This window comes from Paraburkholderia sp. CI3 (genome assembly GCF_050436505.1).
Classification (GTDB): Bacteria; Pseudomonadota; Gammaproteobacteria; order Burkholderiales; family Burkholderiaceae; genus Paraburkholderia; species Paraburkholderia tuberum.
In genome coordinates, this window is sequence record NZ_JBNDMI010000004.1 from 190,706 (window position 1) to 210,562 (window position 19,857).

Consider the following 19,857-nt stretch of genomic DNA (forward strand, 5'->3'; position numbering starts at 1 on the left):
TAAGTGCCGTGCCTTTACTTTATTGCGATGCTTGCGCCGCGTGCCGGCCGCGATGCGCGTGCGCGCCCGAGGCGCTCGCCGGAGCGCTCGCGCCGTGCGCGCCGGATGCGCCACTTGGCCGCTCGGCCGGAATCGTGATCTTCGCGCCTTCGCGCAGCCGGTCCGAACCGTCGATCACGACGCGCTCGCCGACCGCGAGGCCCGACTGGATGCTGGTGCGCTCGCCGTCGACCGGGCCGACCTTGACCTGGCGCACGGTGACCGTGTTGTCGGGCTTCACGACGTACACGAAGGTACCCATCGAGCCGTTGAGCACCGCCGAGGTCGGCACGATCACCGCGTTCCTGATCGTATCGACGAGCAGGCGAGTGTTGACGAACTGGTTCGGGAACAGGCCGTTGTCCTTGTTCTTGAAGATCGCGCGCAGTTTGATCGTGCCGGTGGTCGTGTCGATCTGATTGTCCATCGTCTTTAGCGAGCCGACTTCGAGCGGATGCGTGTTGCTGCGGTCGTACGCGGTGGCCGACAGCGACTCGCCGTTCTGCGTGTGCTGGATGATCTGCTGCAGATTGTCTTCGGAAGTCGTGAACACCACGCTGATCGGATCGAGCTGCGTAATCACGACGATGCCGTTGGTGAGGCCCGAGGTCACGTAGTTGCCCGGGTCGACCTGACGCAGACCGACGCGTCCCGACACCGGCGCGGTGATGCGCGCGTACACGAGGTCGAGCTTGAAGCTGTCGACGTTCGCCTGATCGGACTTCACCGTGCCTTCGTATTGCCGCACCAGCGACGCCTGCGTGTCGACCTGCTGACTCGCGATCGAGTCCTGCGCGAGCAGCGTCTGATAGCGCTTCAGATCGAGACGCGCGGTGGCGAGCAGCGCCTCGTCGCGCACCAGCGTGCCCTCGGCGTTGCGCAGTGAAATTTCGTACGGGCGCGGGTCGATCTGGGCGAGTACGTCGCCCTTCTTGACCATCTGGCCTTCCTTGAAATAGACGTCCTGCAGCACGCCGCTCAGCTGCGGCAGCACGGTGACGGTGGCGAGCGGCGTGACCGTGCCGAGCGCGGTCAGCACGACCGGCATCTCGCCCTGCGTCGCGGCGGCGACGTGCACCGGCTGCGCCATGTTGGCCATCGCGTTCGGACCGCCGCGGCCGAAGCGGCCGCTGCGCGCGCCGCTCGCCGCGCCCGGCGCGCTCGCGCCGCTGCCGGGCCCGCCCCACGGATGCCAGCGCCACAGCACGACGCCGAGCACGACCAGCGCCGCGACGATCAGCGCGACGGTGCGGCCACGATGGCGTTTCACCGCGCCGGGCGCGCTCGATTGCGCGCCGTTCGCGGACGGCTGGGGAGCGGCAGGGCGTTGGGTTTCCGGGTGCTTTTGTTGTTCGTCCATCGGTTCGGTCGGGTGGCTGGCTTGATGATGTGAGCCGCCAATGCGGTCGCCGCCATTCGAAGGGCGGTGGGCCGGCACATGGGCGGCATGTCAGGCGGTCGTGGCGGCGGGCGCCGCGCAATGTTCAGCGCGATGCTACCCGAGGCGCGGGACAGGGATGTTAACGCAATGCGGAATCATCACGGCTGGACGCGGCCGTTTCGACGACGCTCACGGCTCGCGGCGCGCGGTCCCGCGACGGGATGCGTGATCGTACGTTGCGGCGTCTGTAACAGTCCAGCCGCGTATTTTTCGGTTGATTACGAAGGTTAAAGCATGTCGTCGAATCGTCGGGCGAGGGCGGGCCGCCGTCGCCACTCTCGCAGATCACGGGCGGCCGGCGCCGCGTTCGATCCGCGCGGGGCGCCGTTTGGCGCCCGTTGCCCCCGCCGGCTTATTCGTCGAGCCGGCGCCCCGGCGTGCCGCCGATCTCCAGGACGATCTTGTCGATGCATTCGAGCAGCGCGGGCGCGGCGCGCGCGATCAGCCAGTCGCGTGGACATTGGTCGGCCGAGCCGCCGCAATTGACTGCGTAGCGCTCGCCCGACGGCCCGACGAAGCCGAGCGCGATCGCGTTCAGCCCGTTGTACCACTCGCCGGTGGCGATTGCGAAGCCGCGCTCGAGGGTGTCCTGGATCGCGCTTGCGAGACGGCTGCCGATATAGCCCCAATCGTCACCTTCGGCCGTCTGCAGGCCGACCAGTAGACGGTCGCGGTCCGGTTGCGCGAGCGCCGCGAGGTACGCCCGGCCGACGGCGGTGCGCGTCAAGCTCATGCGCGAGCCGATTTCGAGTCGCGACACGAGCACCGCCGAACGCGGCCGGATCGCGTCGATGACGACCATGTCATAGCGGTCGCGCACCGCCAGATGCACCGACAACGCGGTGCGTTCCGCGAGTTCGATCAGAAACGGCCGCGCGCGCGAGCGGATGTCGAAGTTGCGCAGAAAGCCGTTGCTCAGTTCGAGCACCGACGAGGTCAGCACGAAGCGCTCGCTGTCGGGTAGTCGCAGCAGAAAACCTGTGCCGACGAGCGTCGCGGTGATGCGCGACACGGTGGGCTTCGGGATGCCGGTCAACTCCGCGAGTTCGCGATTGCTGAGTGGTGCGTGCGCGGCGGCGACGGCGCGCAGTACTGTCAGGCCGCGCGCGAGCGCGGTGACTTCATCGCCTGGGCCGTCTCGGTCTTTGCTGGCGGGGACCTTGGCGGCGACGGGTTGGTTGGGAGTGGATCGGTTCATGCGTTTTTATGGAACAGCATTTCAAATTGTTCGTGCGACAACCTGTTGATGGCCGCTCACAGTGGCAGGGACATCTCCAAACCGGGGCACCCATTCATACATTTTTAAGAAAAGTCATTGTATTGGAAGGAATTGCCGATTGATGGTCGACTACATCTTTTTGCTTGACTTAGTCAGCATAACCATAAAAAATGGAACCTCATTTCGAAAGTCGCTTGTCTCCGCTGCATTGTGGTGCGCGGGAGCGGAAAAATCCCAAAATCCAGGATCGATTGCCCGTCCAATGCGCTTGCGCCTTTCGAATTACCTTCTCTCAGGTTCTAGCACGGCCCTCGGAATGGCTAGAACTTTTTAAGGCGTCACGGCAACGTGACGCTTTTTTTTTGTTGTTATGGGTGCACAACAAAGTCTGCAGGAACGTAAGCTTCGTCTTTCGGGTACTGCAAAGTCTTGGACTTGCCCCTGCATTTCCGGATCACGCGTGCCGGAGCCATTCTTTGTCGAACTGGGCGCGGCAATCAGAGTGGCGTCGACTGCCGATCCAGCCTTGAGCATCAGGCCTTTCTCCGTCAGGATTTCATTGACCAGCGCCAGCATTTGCACCGCCAGTCCGTGCGTTTCCAGCAGATGGCGGGACCGGAGAATCGTGCTTTCATCCGGCAAGCGAACCATCCCGCCGTCGAGACCCGCGAACTCGCGATACAGCGGAACGTCATAGAGTGCCTCTTCCATGGCAGGGTCTGACAGACCGAACCATTGCTGCATGAAATGAATCTGCAACATCGTTGCAATCGGGAACGGCGGCCGACCGGTTTTGCCCGTGGGATAGTGCGGCTCAATCAGCGCAATCAGCTTCAACCAGGGAACAACACGTCGCATCTCATCGAGAAATTCCCGTTTGCGCGTGCGCTTCGTTGACAGATCCAGACCAAGACCAAGTTGCGTCATCACACTGCTCCTCACCTAATTCGCTTTGTTTCCAGGATAGCTCAGCAGCAACGCAATGCCAGGACTTTTGCAGACCTTCCTTAACACGGTGATGGGGTTCGGCTGAACGGCGACGGTGGATCGAACGATCGCCCGCATATCTGTTTCAAGTTGGGCCGGTTGCTTCATTGATCGTGGCGAGTTGATCCGACTCACGAATCTGATAGAACTGAATGCGGCTGTTACCGTAACAGAAAACGGCTCCGTCACGTTTACGGGGCCGTCGGCTAAGTTGGTGTAACGAAAAAAGCGAAAACGCTCCGTTAGGATCATCGGTTTCGGATTGCCTTCTTAAGGCTAGGCGCGCGGAGCACCTGAAGCAAACGTTCTGTCGGCCGGCCAATGGGTGCCGCCTGTTATATGTTTGGCCTGGAGTCGAGCCACTGATGCCTGAATTCCAGCACGTGTGTTGAGCGGCCGCCGGGGCGAATCAGTCTCTCGGCGGGGTATTTGACTATCCACCTCCCGGGCAATCGCCGGATCTGATTCTCCGATACGGCGTCGCAGTCCTGGTCGAGATCGCGTCTCACGCGCTGTCGTTAGCGGTCGACGCCTGGCAATCCTTTTGTCGTAACTGGCCACCGCATACGGACCGTTTTCATTCTTCCTTTACGCCTGCTGCCCGACGGATAATCCAGCCAACCGTGAGCCCCTGACCCAGGATCGACGAAACGACCACACAGTACGTCAACGCGAGGACGATGTCGCGCCCCGGTCCAGGCTGAATCGATAGTGCCAGTGCAACGGAAATGCCACCGCGCAGGCCGCCCCATGTAAGCACACTCCACGCTCCTTTCGGTAGCCGGGACGCCCGCCCAAGAAGCATGACAGGCAGTCCCACCGACACCAGTCGCGCGAGCAGTGCGACCAGTGCCGCACCGGCGCCAGCGAGTAGTATCCTGCCGGGGAACTCGACGAGCAGAACCTCCATGCCGATCAATACAAAAAGAACGGCATTCAGAATCTCATCGATCAACTCCCAGAACATGTCCACGTATCGCCGGGTCGTCTCGGACATCGCGTCGGCGCGGCCGCGGTTGCCGATCATCACGCCCGCAACCACCATGGCGAGTGGCCCGGAGACATGCAGATGATTAGCGAGCGCGTAGCCGCCGATCACCGATGCGAGCGTCATCAGGACTTCGACCTGGTAATGGTCGACGCTTTTGAGCAGCCGATATGTCAGATAGCCTACGACGCCGCCGAATAGCAGGCCGCCGCCGGCTTCCAGGATAAATGCAGCCAACCCCGTCTGGACGGATGGAGTGACGCCCGTGCTGGCCATCGTGAGCAGCAGAGAGAAAAGCACGACCCCGACGCCGTCGTTGAAGAGCGACTCTCCAGTAATGACCACCTTCAGGCCTTCGGGCGCGCCTGCGGACTTCAGGATGCCGATCACCGCGACAGGGTCCGTCGGCGAAATCAGGGCGCCGAACAGCAGGCAGAAGGGCAGCGCGAGTTCGACTCCGCAAAGGGGGAGCAGTTTCCACATCGCGAATCCGATCAGCAGCGTGGAGGTCGCCGTACTCAGCACAGCCAGACTGATGATCTGGGTCCGGAAAGCCTTCAGCTTGCGTAAATCCACATGCATCGCGCCGGCGAACAGCAAAAGCGACAGCATGCCTTGCAGAAGCACCTCACTGAAATTGATCGAGTTGACGAGATGCTCTTCTGCAACGCGCAGACCGTGCGCGACGCCAAGCTTGTCCAGTCCAACGATCGCAAGGGAGAGTCCGAGCGCCGTTACCATGACGCCGATCGTCGTCGGAAGCCTCAGAAAGCGGTGATTCACATACGCCAGTAGCGCGGTGACGACCAGACAGATGGCAATGATGTCGAGCATGCGGCGTGGTGGGGGATGAAGGTTCTGGGCTGGATTGAGCGGACCAGCGGCGCTGGATCATGTGATCGGATTCGCACGGGAAATCTATGTTGAATTTTCTGCATCCGGACGCCAGCCGTGCCTTGGGAAACGGGAGTATACGCGGTTGCCAAACGGGTCATCCGGCAGACGCGTGGGGCAGCCAGGCGCCTGAAATCCCGTCCCAGGCATTAACCCGGACACGCTCAGAAACGGCCCGGGCGGTATTCGGAAGCGTTTATTGTGCCTCTCGAGTAGCCAATTCCGCGTGCGGTGCGAACGATGTCCTCTTTGCACCGTCCTCCGCCTGTTGCTTGCTCACGACGTGGAGCGTGCGCGTCGGGAAAGCGAATTCAATACCCCGTCTACCAAATTGCGTTATCAACTCGAGATTGATTCCCTGCTGTATGTCCATGTACAGGTTGTAGGCGGGATCGGTGACGTAATACACGACTTCGAAATCGAGCGAGCTGTCGCCGAACCCCTTGAAATGCGCACGATCAAAGCGGGTCTTTCCGGCGGATTCGACTGCCTTCTGTACGATGGCAGGAACGGCGCGCAATTGCTCGGGACTCGCATCGTATGTCACCCCGAAATTAAACAGAATGCGCCGCTCGGCCATTCGCTTGTAGTTGTGAATCGTGTTTTTCAGCAGTTCGGTATTGCTGCAAACGATCTGTTCTCCACTCAGACTCCGGATGCGCGTGGTCTTGAGTCCGATGTGCTCGATGCTCCCGGCAATCTCACCGAAGACGATGAAGTCGCCAATCTCGAATGGCTTGTCGAGTCCGATGGCCAGCGATGCGAAAAGATCACTCAGAATGCTTTGTACCGCGAGTGCGACGGCAACACCACCCACACCCAGGCTCGCGACAAACGCGGTGATGTTCACGCCCATGTTGGCGAGCACCGCCAGCATAAGAACGGACCACAGCAGCGCGCGCAACGTCCACGACAGCATGGTCGTGATGACCGGATTGTGGGCGAGCCTCTCTGTCGCTTCCAGCCGCCTCTCGGTCCATAGCGTCACGCCACGGTTTATCCACAGGGCCAGCTGAAAACCGATGATGAGAAACCAGAGATGGCCAAGACGGGCGTCCCACCTGTCCGGCAATGTCAGAAACTTCGTGCCGACCAGCGCTGCTGCCGCGAGTAGCGTAAGCCGGTGCGTGCCTTCAATGACCTGAACCAGCATATCGTCGAGACGGGTTGACGTTCGTTGGGACAGCATCGAAAGGCGCGTGATGGCGAACTTCAGCAGATAGATCAACGCCAGGTAGCTGACGATGGTCGCGATCGCCGCATAGACCCACTCGCTGGCAGGGATACCCAGAAACACGTTCAGGTCGAGCCACTTTTTCATCGATTTTCCTCCCCAATTGATTCCGAGTGACGGAACTCATAGACGTGAGCGGTGTAAGCGCTCGTACCGGTCTGTCAGGCCTCCAGGAAGATAGTTCCCCCAATCAGCTCGAGTCGGTGGCGTGGATGCGCATTCCCCGTTGACTCGATCTGGCGCGGCCCGGGCGCTCGTCCGGCTCACCTCTTCAGAAATCCAGTGTCGTGCATTTCCTGAGAAACTCGATGCATTCAGGCTGGTTTGGCCAGCACGACGAAGCCGTTGTACTCGTCAAGCTGCTCTCGCCGCTCAGCCATGTCGGTCTCCATCGTCAAGTATGCGGAACCGCCGTGCGCGGCTCAGTCCCAGTTTTCGTCGCACCATTTGATAGCCCACGCTTTCGCGCAAGATATGGCATCGGCCTCGTCGGCGAACGAATCGATATCACCTGAATCATGCGTTTCGACGCGGTCTTCCGCGTCGCCCGGTCCGCGACTGATTCTGGCTCTCGCAACGTAACGACCATCGTTAGCGCGGTGCGCCCGGCAATCGATGTGAAATGTTCCGTAGTCGTACTGCATCGCGGCACCTCAACATTCGTTTGTTACATCAGTTGTCACGCAATCAGTCTGCATGTGCTCTTCAGCGGGGCTGCAACGCGCTGTCGCGTGGGTACTCGAGCCGATTGCGTCGTCGGCGTAGGGCGGCACGATGCGCCAATCGCCGTCGGTTAGCTCGCGCGATCGGCTGAATGTCCCAGCACCGGTTCACGGTCGTCACTGCGCTCAGCAGCCGAGAGATCCCTCAGAAAACTCGAACTCCACCAGTGCACATCGAACTGGCGGATCCGCCTCATCAATGCTGCGTGACGACTGATCCGTTCTTCGATTGACATCGTCAGCGCACGCTGAATGACGTGCGCTGTCCCGTGCGTATAAAAATCGTACGGATTCACAAGAAGAGCTTCTTTCAATTGTTCCGCTGCGCCGGCAAATCGGGAGAGAACCAGCACGCCGGGATCGCCTGGGTCCTGCGCGGCGATAAACTCCTTGGCGACCAGGTTCATCCCATCGCGCAGTGGCGTGACAAGCGCGACGCGGCTTGCGCGATATAGTCCCGGTAGCCGCTTACGGGCGACGTTGCGATGAATATAACGAACCGGCATCCAGTCAAGTTCGCCGAAGTCACCGTTTATCGCGCCGCAGAGGCTGTCCATCTCGCGGCGCAGATCGTCATAGGCACCCACGTCTTCCCGGCTCGGGGACGCGATCTGGATGAGTGTTGCACTGTTGCGGTTCTCGGGGTAGTTCGCGAGAAGCTCACGAAACGCGTGCACGCGCTGCGGTAGACCCTTTGAGTAATCCAGCCTGTCGACGCCGAGAAGCAGGCGGCGTCGGGAGTACTCCTGTCGCATACGATCGAACATTTCGACACCCTCCCGGTCCTGCGCGAGAGCGGCGAACTCATCGACGTCGATTCCTATCGGATACGCCCCGACCCGCAACGTGCGATTGAAGGCCCGAAGCTGTGCGCCGGGTAGCGCGTCAGCGCCGGCTTCGGACTCCACGTAGTGCGTAAAATGCGTTACATCCGCTTCGCTCTGGAAGCCGGCCAGATCGTAGGCGAATAGTGAACGCATGAGCCATTCGTGCTCTGGAATGGCCGCCATGATGAGAGGCGGTGGCATCGGGACATGCAGAAAGAATCCGATCCGGTTGCCGCACCCCATCGCTCTGAGTTCGGCAGCAAGGGGGATCAGGTGATAGTCATGGACCCAGATGATGTCGTCGGGCCCGAGCAACGGTAGCAGCTTTCGCGCGAACAGCTGGTTGACCCGCCGGTACCCTGCTGCGAATCGTACATCAAAATTCGCAAGGTCCAGCCGGTAGTGGAATACCGGCCATAAGACATCGTTCGCGTATCCCAGATAGTAGCTATCGTAATCCTGCTGGTTCAGGTCAAGCGTCACCAGTTGTATGTTCCCGACTGTTTGCAGTCTGACGCTGGTCTCGCTGTCAGATTCGGGTGCCGCGTCGCGAATCTTGCCGCTCCAGCCAAACCACATCCCACCTGTCTGTTGCAGACTCTCTTTTACCGCTACAGCGAGACCTCCCGCTGCGGCCTTCCGGGGGTCAGCAGTGCGATTCGAAACAACAACAAGACGGCTCACTCAATCCCCCGGTTGGATACCGCAGCGCAAGGCAAGGGCGTGAGCGTGTTATCAGCAGGTCCGATTTGCCCAGCGCTACCGCTTGTCGCGAGGACAAAACCGCCTTTACCAAGCGTCCGTTCTTTACTACACAGTGTGTAAGCAATCGTAACACAGTAGTGTTAGCGCTATTCAAAGCCCGCGAAGTTCACTACGAATGGGCTGGAAAAAGGCTCAAGGCCAGGGCCGGTGAGTGGGTGGGACAGGAATTGAGCAAGAAAAACACCTTCCATTCCTATCGAGGCGCCACGGCGAAGTACATCCTGCAGGCGTTGCTGCAGCCTGTAGCTGGCTGCGGGATGTCGGTGGCAATCGTCATGATTGCGCTATCCGCTTTCGTGCTGTATCAGAGCCGTCGCGATGCCGCAGAATATACTCGAATCAACCTTCGCAATATCGCCCTGATTGCAGAGCGGGACATCGAGAGAAATTTTGCACTGTATCAATTGTCGTTGCAAACAATCATCGAGCGGCTGCGGCAACCTCGCATCATGACTTTGCCGCTGGCGGTACGGCGGCAGGTTCTTTTCGATCGCATGGCAACCGCGGGATCGCTTGGAACCGTCCTGGTCGTCGATCGCTCGGGTCGCGTTTTGCTCGACTCGGATGATGCGACGCCTGAACAGGTAAGCGTGGCGAGTCAAAAATATTTCATCGTTCAACGAGACGATCCGCACGCGGGCTTTTATATCAGTGATCCCTATTCTTCCCCATAGCGTTTCGGCACGCCCAGCATAGCCCTGAGCAAGCGGATCTCCGAGTCAGACGGATCGTTCGGTGGAATCGTCGTCCTGGTCATCAGTCTCGACTACTTTCGCGCCTTGCTGTTTCGCTAATCGGGAAGGATGGCGTCACGATCATGCGTCAACCTCTCGGTAATGGAATCCTTGGGAAGGACATCAGCCAGTCCCATACATTGCGGCGATTCATCTCGGCTGAGCATCGTTCGCCAAGTCACGTAGCCCGCGCGAGTGATCGCTGGATATTTCGGTCTCCATGGGGAGTTACTCCCTTCGCGTTCAGTTTTGCGCCCGCCGACGAAGCCAGCATGACAGCCACTCCGGCGATCTCATCGACGTCGCCGAAGGGCTTTGACGGGTTGAGCTGTTCGTACCAGGCGACCATCGCGGGATCTTCCCATTGTGAACGCGCCATCTCTGTCTTGAAGGTGCCGGGTGCGATGCCGTTCGCACGAACCCCCTTGATTAGCGGGCAACAGGCGGTCGGGTATGGACTAGCGGAATCGCGTAGTTGCCTCCGGACAGTTGATGGACGAGGCCCTGAAACTCGCTGACAAGCTGCTCGCCCAGCCACACAACGCCCTTCGGGAGACCAGGAAGATCATGAATACGGTTCTGCGTCAGAGTGCATCGCACGTGCTCGACACGACGCTAGCAGCGCAGCTTTCCGCCACGCTAAGCGATGAGCATCATCAGCTTGCAGGAGCATTTCTCGCTGGCCAGAGGCGCGCCTGGCGCGCCCCGGACTGCGGAGTACTCCATGCGCCCTCAGCTTTTCAGCATCCGTATTACCCAGCTTCTCGACATACGGCACCTGTCCGATTCAAGTTTGTTACTGACGCCTACAATGGCGGCGTCCGCCCGAGCCGCCGGCAGATTAAATTTCTGTTGACGGATGTTTTGAGGCTAGCCGATAGTCACTGCCGAAAAGACCCGTCAATTCCAGGCTCATGCGTGAAAGACACAACCCAATCTCCCTCATCGCGCGCTGACCATGTTTATTTCAGCGTGCGCGACGATATCTTCGACATGCGCCTGCTGCCCGGCGATCGTATGACCGAAGGCAGCATCGCGGATCGCTTCGGCGTTTCCCGCACACCGGCGCGCGAGGCGCTGCAGCGCCTCCAAAGCGACGGGTTGATGCGCGGCTATGTGCGCGGCGGCTGGGAAGTCGTGCCGATCGATTTCAAGCGCTTCGAAGATCTATACGAAATGCGCAAGCTGATCGAGACGTTTTCGGTCAGCCGGTTCTTTGGGGTCGACGGCGCCTTATCCGCGACCGCCTTGCAGATGCTCGAGCGGCTCGAGCGCATCTGGAACGTTCCTCACGCACAGCGCGTTCGCGATGGCCGCGAGATGGTGGCACTCGACGAAGCCTTTCACGAGGCGTTGGTCGCCGCCGCCGGCAACGCCGAGTTGAGCGCGGCCATGCAGCGCGTGACCGACCGCATCCGCGTGGTGCGGCGGCTCGATCTCGTCTATGGTGACTGCATCGATGACACTTACGACGAACACATTGCAATTCTCGCGGCCATCCGCAATCTTGCGACGGACAGTGCCGTCGAGTTGCTGGGACGGCACATAGAAGGGAGCCGGGCGGCCGTGCGCACGCTGACGACCGAGCGCCTGCAACGCGCCCGCACCGCATTGGAGCCTCACAGCGCTCCCTATGCACCACCAAGGTTGCGCGGCACCATCTAGCAACATACGTTGGAGCGGCTCGAGCTTTTAAGCTCCTTCTGCAGTCAGCCTCTGCGGGAATTCTGGCTGATGGCACGGTTTTCGCATAGACACGGGTATGTATACAAGCAAACCCCTGTTGCTCCTATGGCATCCAAATTCCTGAATCCGGGCCGCGGAACCCGCGGCATGGCGGTTGCGCCCCACGCGCTCGCCGCGCAGAGCGCTCTCGCCATCCTGCGTGAAGGCGGCAACGCCGTCGAAGCGATGATTTCCGCCGCCGCGACCATCGCGGTCGTCTATCCGCACATGAACAGCATAGGCGGGGACGGCTTCTGGCTGATCTCCCGTCCCGGCGCCGAGCCGGTCGGCATCGAAGCATGTGGCGCGGCGGCGCTGGCCGCAACAATCGACGAATACCGCGCGCGCGGACTGTCGGCGATTCCCGTGCGCGGCCCGCTCGCAGCCAATACCGTGGCCGGCACGGTGTCGGGCTGGCAGCGCGCGCAGCGCTGGTCGGCTGAAACGCTCGGGGGCAGGCTGCCGGTCAAACGCCTGCTGGAAGACGCGATCCATTACGCGAAGCACGGCGTGCCGGTCACGTGCAGCCACGCGCAGTGTGTGGAGAGCCGCCTTGCCGAATTGCGCCCGATCGCGGGTTTCACCGAAACCTTTCTACCCGGCGGTTCCGCGCCCGTTACCGGCGAGCGCTTCGTCGCACCGCGTCTTGCCGCTACGCTCGAACGTCTGGCCGACGCGGGCTTCGACGACTTCTATCGGGGCGACCTCGCACGCAGCATTGCCGGCGATCTGCAGTCGGCGGGCTCCCTGCTGAGCCTTGCGGATCTCGAACGGCACGAGGCGTGCCTGCGAACGCCGCTCGCGCTCAAGCACTCGCTGGGCACGATCTATAACATGCCCCCGCCGACCCAGGGGCTGGTGTCGCTGCTGATTCTGGGCATCCTCGATCGGGTGCTGACGAAGGACATGGACCCGCTTGGTCCCGAGTTCGTGCATGCGTGCGTCGAAGCGACCAAGCTGGCGTTCGCCGTGCGCGACGCCGAGATTACCGACCCGGATTACATGCGCGTCGATCCGCGTGAGTTGCTGCAGCCGGCCGCGCTTGACGCAATGGCCGCGCAAGTCTCGATCACCCAGGCCGCGCCGTGGGGCGCCGGTCGCGGGCCGGGCGATACGGTGTGGCTTGGCGTGACAGACAGCAACGGCGTCGCGGTGAGCTTCATCCAGAGCATCTATCACGAGTTCGGCAGCGGCATCGTGCTGGCGGGGTCGGGCATCAACTGGCAGAACCGCGGCTGCAGTTTTTCGCTCGACGAGCGCGCACGCAATCCGCTGATGCCGCTGCGCCGGCCTTTTCATACGCTGAACCCGGCGCTCGCACGTTTTGCCGACGGCCGTACGATGGTCTACGGCAACATGGGCGGCGACGGCCAGCCGCAATCGCAGAGCGCGGTTTTCTCACGCATCGCGAAATTCGGCTGGAATCCGCAAGCCGCGATCGATGCGCCGCGTTGGCTGCTGGGCCGGACCTGGGGCCAGTCGACCGACACGCTCAAGCTCGAAGCGCGCTTCGCTCCCGGCACAGTGGCCCGGCTCGAAGCGCTCGGCCACCAGGTCGAGACGATGCAGGCCTACGACGAGGCAATGGGACACGCCGGCGCAATCGTTCGGTATCCAGATGGATTGATTGAAGCGGGCTACGATCCGCGCAGTGACGGGGCAGCCGCGGGCTGGTAGACGCACACGCGCGCTTTTTTTCAATCAGATTGCAGGTCCGGCCTTTGAGGCCCGGAGGACGCTGCACGTCTGCCGGGCGCCGGCAGGCATTTGCTCAGTAAATGGAGTTTCGATGACCACACCCACACGCTCGCAATCCATAGCGTCGGCGGACCTCCGCAGCGCTTCGACCACCGTGACAGACAACCGTTGGCTTCAGCTGGGGCTGGGTCTCGTCTGCATGATGGCGATCTCGAGTCCGCAATATGTATGGACGCTGATGACCAAACCGCTCGCCGCGAAACTCGGCGTAGCGCTACCTGAACTGCAAGTCACGTTCTCGCTGCTGATCATATTGCAGACGTTTTTCTCGGCGTTTCAGGGCAAGCTGATCGACCGCTTCGGACCGCGCATGCCGATCTCGATCGGCACCGCGATGGCGGGCCTGAGCTGGATTCTGGCCTCGCAGGTGCATAGCGCGCCGATGCTCTATCTGACCTACGGTGTGATCGGCGGGCTGGGCACGGGCATTGTGTATGTCGGCGTGGTGGGGCTGATGGTGCGCTGGTTCCCGACCAGGCGCGGCTTCGCGGCGGGCGCGGTGGCTGCCGGCTATGGCATGGGCGCGATCGTCACGACGTTCCCGATCGCCACGTCGCTGCAGACACGCGGCATCGAAGCCACGCTGTGGATGTTCGGCATAGCGTTCGCAGTGGTCGGTCTGCTGGCTTCGCAGGGTTTGCGCGTGCCGCCTTCGCACGACGATGCCGCCGGTTCCGCGGGTTCCGCGGGTTCCATTTCCGCGCCGACGGTCGCGAGTTTTCGCCCGTCTCAGACACTGAAGACGCCGCTCTTCTGGCTGATGTTCGCGATGATGACCATGATGTCCACGTCGGGTCTGATGGTCACCTCGCAGATGGCCACTTTCGCCGCCGACTTCGGCGTGACCAAGGTGCTCGTGTTCGGCTTGGCTGCGCTACCGCTGGCGTTGACAATCGACCGCTTCACGAACGGACTCACGCGGCCGCTGTTCGGCTGGGTGTCGGACAAGGTGGGGCGCGAGAACACGATGTTCTTCGCGTTCGCGCTCGAAGGCGTAGCAATGGCGCTGTGGCTGCTCACGCGCGATAACGCCGTGCTATTCGTACTGCTGTCGGGCGTGGTGTTCTTCGGCTGGGGCGAAATCTTCTCATTGTTCCCGGCGACGCTGACGGACACCTTCGGCACGCGTCACGCCACCGAGAACTACGGCTGGCTCTACATCTCGCAAGGGATCGGCTCGATCTTCGGCGGCCCGCTCGCGGCATTGCTGCATCAGCACGCGGGCAGTTGGGAGCCGGTGTTCTCCACCGCGATCACGCTCGACATCGCCACCGCACTGCTGGCCATTGCCGTGCTTAAGCCGATGCGCCGCCGCTTTCTCGCCGCACAGCGGGGCGTTTGACTCCGCCCGCCGTCTGCCGCAATGCACACCGAACCGTCGTCGAGGAACAAACATGCCCGTTCAGCTTGCCTTACGCAATATCCGCAAATCGTTTTCGAACAAACTCGGCTCGGTCGACGTCCTCGGCGGTCTGACCTTCGATATTCACGAACGCGATTTCGTCAGCATCATCGGGCCTTCGGGCTGCGGGAAAACGACCGTGTTCAATGTGATCGCCGGCCTGCTCGAGGCGGATAGCGGCGATATCGTCTATCGCGGGCAAAGCGTCGACGGCTTACGCGGCAAGGTCGGCTACATGATGCAGCGCGACCTGCTGCTGCCGTGGCGTACCGTGCTGCAAAACGTGCTGATCGGACCGGAACTGTCGAATATGCCGGCCGCTCAGGCGCACGACATGGCGATGGAATACCTCAACACGTATGGCCTCGCGGGCTTCGAACATGCCTATCCCCGCATGCTGTCGGGCGGCATGCGTCAGCGCGTCGCGCTCATCCGCACGCTGATCAACGATCCCGACATCATCTTGCTGGACGAGCCGTTCTCGGCGCTCGACTACCAGACGCGCCTGTACCTGGAAGGCGTGTTGATGGAAGCTGTCGAAACGTTCCATAAGACAGTGGTGCTCGTCACACACGACATCGACGAAGCGGTCGCGTTGTCCAGGCGCGTGGTCGTGCTCGGTGGCCGGCCTTCGCAGGTGAAGAAGATCTATGACATCGACATCGCCGCGCGCTCGCCGATCGGTGCGCGCAGCGACCCCAACTTCGCGGGTTACTTTCATGCATTGTGCGGCGAGCTCGATATTCAGACGGAGGTAAAGGCAGCATGACACAGTCCATTTCCATCGATAAATCGGCACCGGCACGGCGTGCACCGAAGGCTCGCGTGCGGTACGCACTTGACAGCGGCTGGGGCCGCTCGCTGCTGCAACTGGCGGCCGTGATTGCGTTCTTCGCCATCTGGGAAGGGGCGGCGCGCCTGGGCTGGGTATCGAATTTCCTCGTCGGCTCGCCGTCGAAAATCCTCGCGGCGCTCGTGCGCGACATGCAATCGCATCAGCTTTTTATCGACACCGGCTATACGCTTTTCGAAGCCATTCTCGGTTTCGTGTTCGGCACGGCGGTCGGATCGGTGTGCGGGCTCGCGCTGTGGTATTCGCCGTTCGTCGCGCGGCTGATCGAGCCATTCATCGTCGCGATCAACAGTGTGCCGAAGATCGCTTTCGCACCGATCGTGATCTTGTGGTTCGGCACCGGGTTGATCTCGAAGGTCGCGCTGGCCATTTCGCTGACCGCGATCGTCGCGCTGATCGCCGCGTATGAAGCGGCCAAAGACGCCGATCCCGATTTGCAGGCGCTGCTTGTCACGCTCGGCGCGAACAAAAACGATGTCTTCATGAAAGTGGTGGTGCCGTTCACTCTACCCTATGTGATCTCCACCTTTCGCATCAACGTCGGCTTCGGTCTGGTTGGCGCGGTGGTGGGCGAATTCATCTCGTCAGAGGAGGGCCTCGGGCACATGATCTTCACAGCGTCGAGCCTGTATGACCTCAACACCGTGTGGGCGGGCCTGTTCGTACTGATGGCGATCGGCTTCGTTCTGTACTTTTTGATCGACCTGCTCGAGCGCAAGCTGCTGCCGTGGCGGCAGGCGTCGAATACCACCACGCTCAAGGTTTAACCCATTTCCGGCAGTCCAACCACTTCATCTCAGGACAGACGATGGCACTAACCGCAAGAAAGGCGCTGACCGCGCTGAGCATCGCTTTAACAGTGAGCGTTGCAGCTGTTTCGACGCCGGCGCTTGCCGCAGGCAAGAAAGTGACTATTTCGCAGGCGTTCCAGTCGATGCTGTATTTGCCGCTCTATGTAGCGATCGACGGTGGCTTCTTCGAGAAGCAGGGACTCGACGTTAGCAAGCAGACGGCGGGTAGCCCGAGCGCGGCGCTCTCCGCCGTGCTGTCGGGCAGCGCCGATTTCTCGCTGCACGGGCCGGAGTGGACGGCCGTGGCCGCCGAGAAGGGCGCGGATGTCGACGTGATCGCCAACGTCGTGAACGGTGCGGCGGTGTGGATCGCGGTTGCGCCGGACGTGAAGTTCAGCGGCATCAAGGATGTGAAGGATCAGGTTGTCGTGTCGGGACAGATGCCGACTACGAGCACGTCGCTGTTCTTCAAGCTGTTGAAGGAGAACGGCATGTCCCAGAGTGACATCAAGCTGGTTCAGGTGCCGCTCGGCTCGGAGATCGGACCGCTGGTCGCCGGTCAGTCGAAGATCGCGGTGATGTATGAGCCGGGCCTCGATCAGGCCGTCGCGAAGGGCATGAAAGTCGTGCTCGGCTTTCCGAAGCTCTATGGCGAATACGCGTTCTCGTCGATCTCCGCCAAACGCAGCGTCGATCCTGATGCGGCCGCGAGGTTCGTGAAGGGGCTGCAAAACGCGCTGGTTTTCATGCAGGGCCATCCTGCGGAAACCGCGGCGATCGCTCGCAAGGAATTCCCGACGCTCGATCCCGTGGTGGTCGATGCCGCCGTCAAGCGCATGCTGGACGAAGGCGTGTATCCGAAGAACGTCGGCATCACGCCGAAAGCGCTGACCGTCGCGATGGACACGCAGATCGCGCTCGGCAACCTGAAGCAGCAACCCAGCTACGATAGGTTCATCGTTCAGAGTTACATTCAGCCGGCGCTTGCCGCGAAATGACACCGTTTGCCGACGCTTCCATGACCATGTTCCCTGCTTCTTCCACCGTCGCCCCGATTCCCACTATCGCCCGGATTCGCGCCGAGGTCGCCTCGGGCAATGCAGACGTCGCGCAGTACGTCGTGCGCGCCTACGATGCCGCGTGCGAATCGCAGGCGTCATTGCATGCGTCATTGCATGCGTTCTGCTATTTGCCGGAAATCGCGCCGGTCAATGCCGTCGATGCGACGGCGCCGTTGGCGGGCGTGCCTGTCGCGGTGAAGGACGTTCTGGATACCGCCGACATGCCGACCGAATTCAACTCACCGGCCTACAAGGGCCGACGCCCTGAGCACGATGCGTGGGTGGTGGCGCGTCTGCGTGCGGCGGGCGCGTCGATTATCGGCAAGACCGTGACCACCGAATTCGCCTGGCGTCAGCCGGGCGCGACCGTCAACCCGTGGAATGGCGGGTTCACACCGGGTGGTTCGTCGAGTGGCTCCGCGGCGGCGGTGGCGGCGGGCATCGTGCCGCTCGCACTCGGCACGCAGACCCAGGGCTCGGTGATCCGGCCTGCGGCGTACTGCGGCATCGTCGGGTTCAAGCCGACTTATGGCGCGATCGCGCGCACGGGCGTGTTGCCGCTGGCGTGGTCGCTCGATCACGTCGGCATGTTCGCGACGCGCGTCGCCGATGTAGCTTACACACTGGCGCTCGTCACTGGGGCCGATGCAGCCGATCCGCACGTCTCGCACGTTCCGCACACTGCCGCGACGACGCGCGGCACTGGGACGCGGCGCATCGGCGTGCTGTCGAAACAGGTCGGCGGCGAGGTCGAGCCGGCGCAGCAGGCCGCGCTGGACAGGCTCGCGGCCCAGCTCGCGCGAGACGGTGCCGAGATAGTCTCAGTCGATCTGCCTGTCGAGATCTTCGAAACGCCCGCGCATGCATTGAAACTGATGTCCGTGGAAGCGGCCATCACGCACGGCGAACTTGTCGATCGCACGCCCGAGCTCGTGAGCCAGGCAATGCGCGGTCTCGTCGACGAGGGACGCAAGCTGCCCGTCACCGCCTACGCCAGGATCAAGGCGGCGCAGATGCCGATGGCGCATCGCTTTCACGACTGGCTGACGCGCACGATGGCGCTCGATGCGCTGCTGGTCGCGCCGGCCACGGGCGAGCCGCCGCGCGGACTCGACTATACGGGCGACGCATCGTTCTGCGCACCGTGGACGTTCCTCGGTGTACCGGCCGTGACCGTTCCGGTGGGATTCGGGCCGGCGGGCTTGCCGCTTGGCGCACAACTGGTGGGCGCCGCTCGCGGCGACCTGGATTTGCTGATGTTGGCGGAGTGGGTGGAAGCGCGCACTGGCTGGCAAGCGACGGTGGCTCAGCAGCACGGCTGAGCGCAGAGGCAAGGCCGGGGGCAATCGAAAACCGCATAACGCCGAGGGGCCGGTGAGCTGGCCTTTCCCATCGGCCGGTGTTGATGTTCGTAAATTCCGCTAGCCGTGTTCGCAGCAGCTATCCGGCGGCGAAGGCCAATATCCCTGAACTGGCGAACGTCAGGCATGTGTTCGTCAAGGCGAGCGCTCGTGTCAACAACCGCGCAAAGCAGTCATCAGCCGACGCGCGAGCGCGAGCGCCGAATGCGTGGCTTCCGGGCCCCAGAGAAATTGACTAGGGCCTGTTCACGCTAATAACGGGCTTGCGAACGTGCCTTTGCGCGCGTAGTGCAAGGAGAGAGGAGCGCCGTTTGGCCGAGCCAAACAAGCGACGACCGACGCCGCAATACGGGCGCAAAGGCACGTTCCCCTGTTTTAAAAAAACCTTCTGGCGGTCAGCGCAAGCCCGTTATTAGCGTGAACAGGCCCTAGGCATCCGGATCGAAGCAACGCGTCCAGATCGCGTCGACGTCGACCGAGCTTTCGTCGTGCGCGAGCAACTGGCTGTCTGGCAGGCGCAAGGGCACGAGGTTGTCAGCGAGTTCAGGCTGATCTGCGTGTTGACCGCCAACTCCAGTTCGCCATCATGCCTCACACGCGCGCGAATGGACGAACGGGACGAACGGCCCAGCTGAGCCGCTTACGAGTCAATTGCCCGATCTTCGCGTACAACACCTTCACATCGACCGGGGGCTCGGCCGATGTCTGGCCCGTCTCGAACACTTCGGCAACACGCTCTTGCAGTTGCTTCTTCCAGTCCGTGATCCGGTTCGGATGCACATCAAACTGCTGGGCCAGCTCGGCCAGCGTCTTGTCGCCCTTGAGCGCCGCGAGTGCCACCTTTGCCTTGAACGCCGGTGAGTGTGTCCGTCGGTTGCGTTTCGTCATCTTCTGGTTCCTTGTTGCCGGCCATTATGACCGACTCACGTCCCAGCTTTTCCACTTACCCGCCAGTGCCAAAGTGACATTTTTTGACACACCTTTCCAACAGATTTGAGGTCGCGATCTCTGTACATTCTCTTCTCGGCGCGCAATCCACTTCGTGCGCCCTCTATG

At 61.7% G+C, this 19,857-nt stretch carries 15 protein-coding genes and 3 pseudogenes; 9 read left to right on the forward strand and 9 right to left on the reverse strand.

Going from position 1 to position 19,857, the window contains the following annotated elements:
* Positions 1 to 19 precede the first annotated feature (19 nt).
* The 7 genes and pseudogenes from OKW29_RS22385 to otsA all read right to left on the reverse strand — a co-directional run bounded on the left by OKW29_RS22385 (position 20) and on the right by otsA (position 9,035).
* Complete coding sequence (locus OKW29_RS22385; RefSeq protein WP_429292661.1) at positions 20 to 1,399, reverse strand: MdtA/MuxA family multidrug efflux RND transporter periplasmic adaptor subunit; 1,380 nt, start codon at positions 1,397 to 1,399, stop codon at positions 20 to 22.
* Positions 1,400 to 1,832: 433 nt separating this feature from the next.
* Positions 1,833 to 2,678 carry an IclR family transcriptional regulator gene (locus OKW29_RS22390; protein ID WP_184062044.1) on the reverse strand — a complete coding sequence of 282 codons (846 nt, stop codon included), beginning with the start codon at positions 2,676 to 2,678 and terminating at the stop codon, positions 1,833 to 1,835.
* A gap of 465 nt (positions 2,679 to 3,143) precedes the next feature.
* Positions 3,144 to 3,626 (reverse strand): annotated as a pseudogene (locus tag OKW29_RS22395) (IS5 family transposase); the annotation flags it as partial.
* Between the two features lie 637 nt (positions 3,627 to 4,263).
* Positions 4,264 to 5,508, reverse strand: a complete 1,245-nt coding sequence (locus tag OKW29_RS22400) for a cation:proton antiporter (RefSeq protein ID WP_187618878.1) — start codon at positions 5,506 to 5,508, stop codon at positions 4,264 to 4,266.
* 256 nt (positions 5,509 to 5,764) lie between these two features.
* The gene (locus OKW29_RS22405) at positions 5,765 to 6,889 is read right to left on the reverse strand and encodes a mechanosensitive ion channel family protein (RefSeq protein ID WP_429292662.1); all 1,125 of its coding nucleotides are present in this window, start codon (positions 6,887 to 6,889) and stop codon (positions 5,765 to 5,767) included.
* 335 nt (positions 6,890 to 7,224) lie between these two features.
* A complete protein-coding gene (locus OKW29_RS22410; RefSeq protein WP_184039803.1) occupies positions 7,225 to 7,446 on the reverse strand; it encodes a hypothetical protein in 222 nt (73 codons plus the stop codon).
* Between the two features lie 149 nt (positions 7,447 to 7,595).
* Positions 7,596 to 9,035 (reverse strand): alpha,alpha-trehalose-phosphate synthase (UDP-forming), encoded by a 1,440-nt coding sequence (otsA, locus tag OKW29_RS22415; protein WP_429292663.1) that lies wholly within the window; start codon positions 9,033 to 9,035, stop codon positions 7,596 to 7,598.
* Positions 9,036 to 9,100: 65 nt separating this feature from the next.
* On the opposite strand from otsA, the gene OKW29_RS22420 reads away from it, so the two are divergent.
* Entirely contained in the window at positions 9,101 to 9,790 is a 690-nt protein-coding gene (locus OKW29_RS22420) for a PDC sensor domain-containing protein (RefSeq protein ID WP_429292664.1), read from the forward strand.
* Between the two features lie 238 nt (positions 9,791 to 10,028).
* Here the strand turns inward: OKW29_RS22420 and OKW29_RS22425 are convergent, their stop codons facing one another.
* Positions 10,029 to 10,388, reverse strand: a complete 360-nt coding sequence (locus OKW29_RS22425) for an SDR family oxidoreductase (RefSeq protein ID WP_429292665.1) — start codon at positions 10,386 to 10,388, stop codon at positions 10,029 to 10,031.
* Between the two features lie 380 nt (positions 10,389 to 10,768).
* Between OKW29_RS22425 and OKW29_RS22430 the strand changes: the two genes are divergently transcribed.
* The 8 genes and pseudogenes from OKW29_RS22430 to OKW29_RS22465 all read left to right on the forward strand — a co-directional run.
* The gene (locus tag OKW29_RS22430) at positions 10,769 to 11,515 is read left to right on the forward strand and encodes a GntR family transcriptional regulator (protein WP_429294908.1); all 747 of its coding nucleotides are present in this window, start codon (positions 10,769 to 10,771) and stop codon (positions 11,513 to 11,515) included.
* 168 nt (positions 11,516 to 11,683) lie between these two features.
* A complete protein-coding gene (locus OKW29_RS22435) occupies positions 11,684 to 13,252 on the forward strand; it encodes a gamma-glutamyltransferase family protein (RefSeq protein WP_429292666.1) in 1,569 nt (522 codons plus the stop codon).
* A 112-nt stretch (positions 13,253 to 13,364) separates the two neighbouring features.
* Entirely contained in the window at positions 13,365 to 14,675 is a 1,311-nt protein-coding gene (gene oxlT / locus OKW29_RS22440) for an oxalate/formate MFS antiporter (RefSeq protein WP_429292667.1), read from the forward strand.
* A gap of 52 nt (positions 14,676 to 14,727) precedes the next feature.
* Positions 14,728 to 15,504: an ABC transporter ATP-binding protein gene (locus OKW29_RS22445; protein WP_184044181.1), complete on the forward strand. Its 777-nt coding sequence runs from the start codon at positions 14,728 to 14,730 to the stop codon at positions 15,502 to 15,504.
* Positions 15,501 to 16,355: an ABC transporter permease gene (locus tag OKW29_RS22450; protein WP_429292668.1), complete on the forward strand. Its 855-nt coding sequence runs from the start codon at positions 15,501 to 15,503 to the stop codon at positions 16,353 to 16,355. The genes OKW29_RS22445 and OKW29_RS22450 overlap by 4 nt, the downstream gene beginning before the upstream one ends.
* 41 nt (positions 16,356 to 16,396) lie before the next feature.
* Positions 16,397 to 17,377 (forward strand): ABC transporter substrate-binding protein, encoded by a 981-nt coding sequence (locus OKW29_RS22455; protein ID WP_184039821.1) that lies wholly within the window; start codon positions 16,397 to 16,399, stop codon positions 17,375 to 17,377.
* A gap of 20 nt (positions 17,378 to 17,397) precedes the next feature.
* A complete protein-coding gene (locus tag OKW29_RS22460) occupies positions 17,398 to 18,762 on the forward strand; it encodes an amidase (protein WP_429292669.1) in 1,365 nt (454 codons plus the stop codon).
* Positions 18,763 to 18,878: 116 nt separating this feature from the next.
* Positions 18,879 to 19,032 (forward strand): annotated as a pseudogene (locus OKW29_RS22465) (IS6 family transposase); the annotation flags it as partial.
* 414 nt (positions 19,033 to 19,446) lie between these two features.
* Here the strand turns inward: OKW29_RS22465 and OKW29_RS22470 are convergent.
* Positions 19,447 to 19,689, reverse strand: a pseudogene (locus OKW29_RS22470) (transposase); the annotation flags it as partial.
* Positions 19,690 to 19,857 lie beyond the last annotated feature (168 nt).

Coding starts and splice junctions, on each gene's coding strand:
- OKW29_RS22390 (WP_184062044.1), bottom strand. CDS start 2,678: ATGAACCGATCCACTCCCAACCAACCCGTCGCCGCCAAGGTCCCCGCC.
- OKW29_RS22445 (WP_184044181.1), top strand. CDS start 14,728: ATGCCCGTTCAGCTTGCCTTACGCAATATCCGCAAATCGTTTTCGAAC.
- OKW29_RS22400 (WP_187618878.1), bottom strand. CDS start 5,508: ATGCTCGACATCATTGCCATCTGTCTGGTCGTCACCGCGCTACTGGCG.
- OKW29_RS22405 (WP_429292662.1), bottom strand. CDS start 6,889: ATGAAAAAGTGGCTCGACCTGAACGTGTTTCTGGGTATCCCTGCCAGC.
- oxlT (WP_429292667.1), top strand. CDS start 13,365: ATGACCACACCCACACGCTCGCAATCCATAGCGTCGGCGGACCTCCGC.
- OKW29_RS22385 (WP_429292661.1), bottom strand. CDS start 1,399: ATGGACGAACAACAAAAGCACCCGGAAACCCAACGCCCTGCCGCTCCC.
- OKW29_RS22435 (WP_429292666.1), top strand. CDS start 11,684: ATGGCGGTTGCGCCCCACGCGCTCGCCGCGCAGAGCGCTCTCGCCATC.
- OKW29_RS22455 (WP_184039821.1), top strand. CDS start 16,397: ATGGCACTAACCGCAAGAAAGGCGCTGACCGCGCTGAGCATCGCTTTA.
- OKW29_RS22410 (WP_184039803.1), bottom strand. CDS start 7,446: ATGCAGTACGACTACGGAACATTTCACATCGATTGCCGGGCGCACCGC.
- OKW29_RS22460 (WP_429292669.1), top strand. CDS start 17,398: ATGACCATGTTCCCTGCTTCTTCCACCGTCGCCCCGATTCCCACTATC.
- OKW29_RS22450 (WP_429292668.1), top strand. CDS start 15,501: ATGACACAGTCCATTTCCATCGATAAATCGGCACCGGCACGGCGTGCA.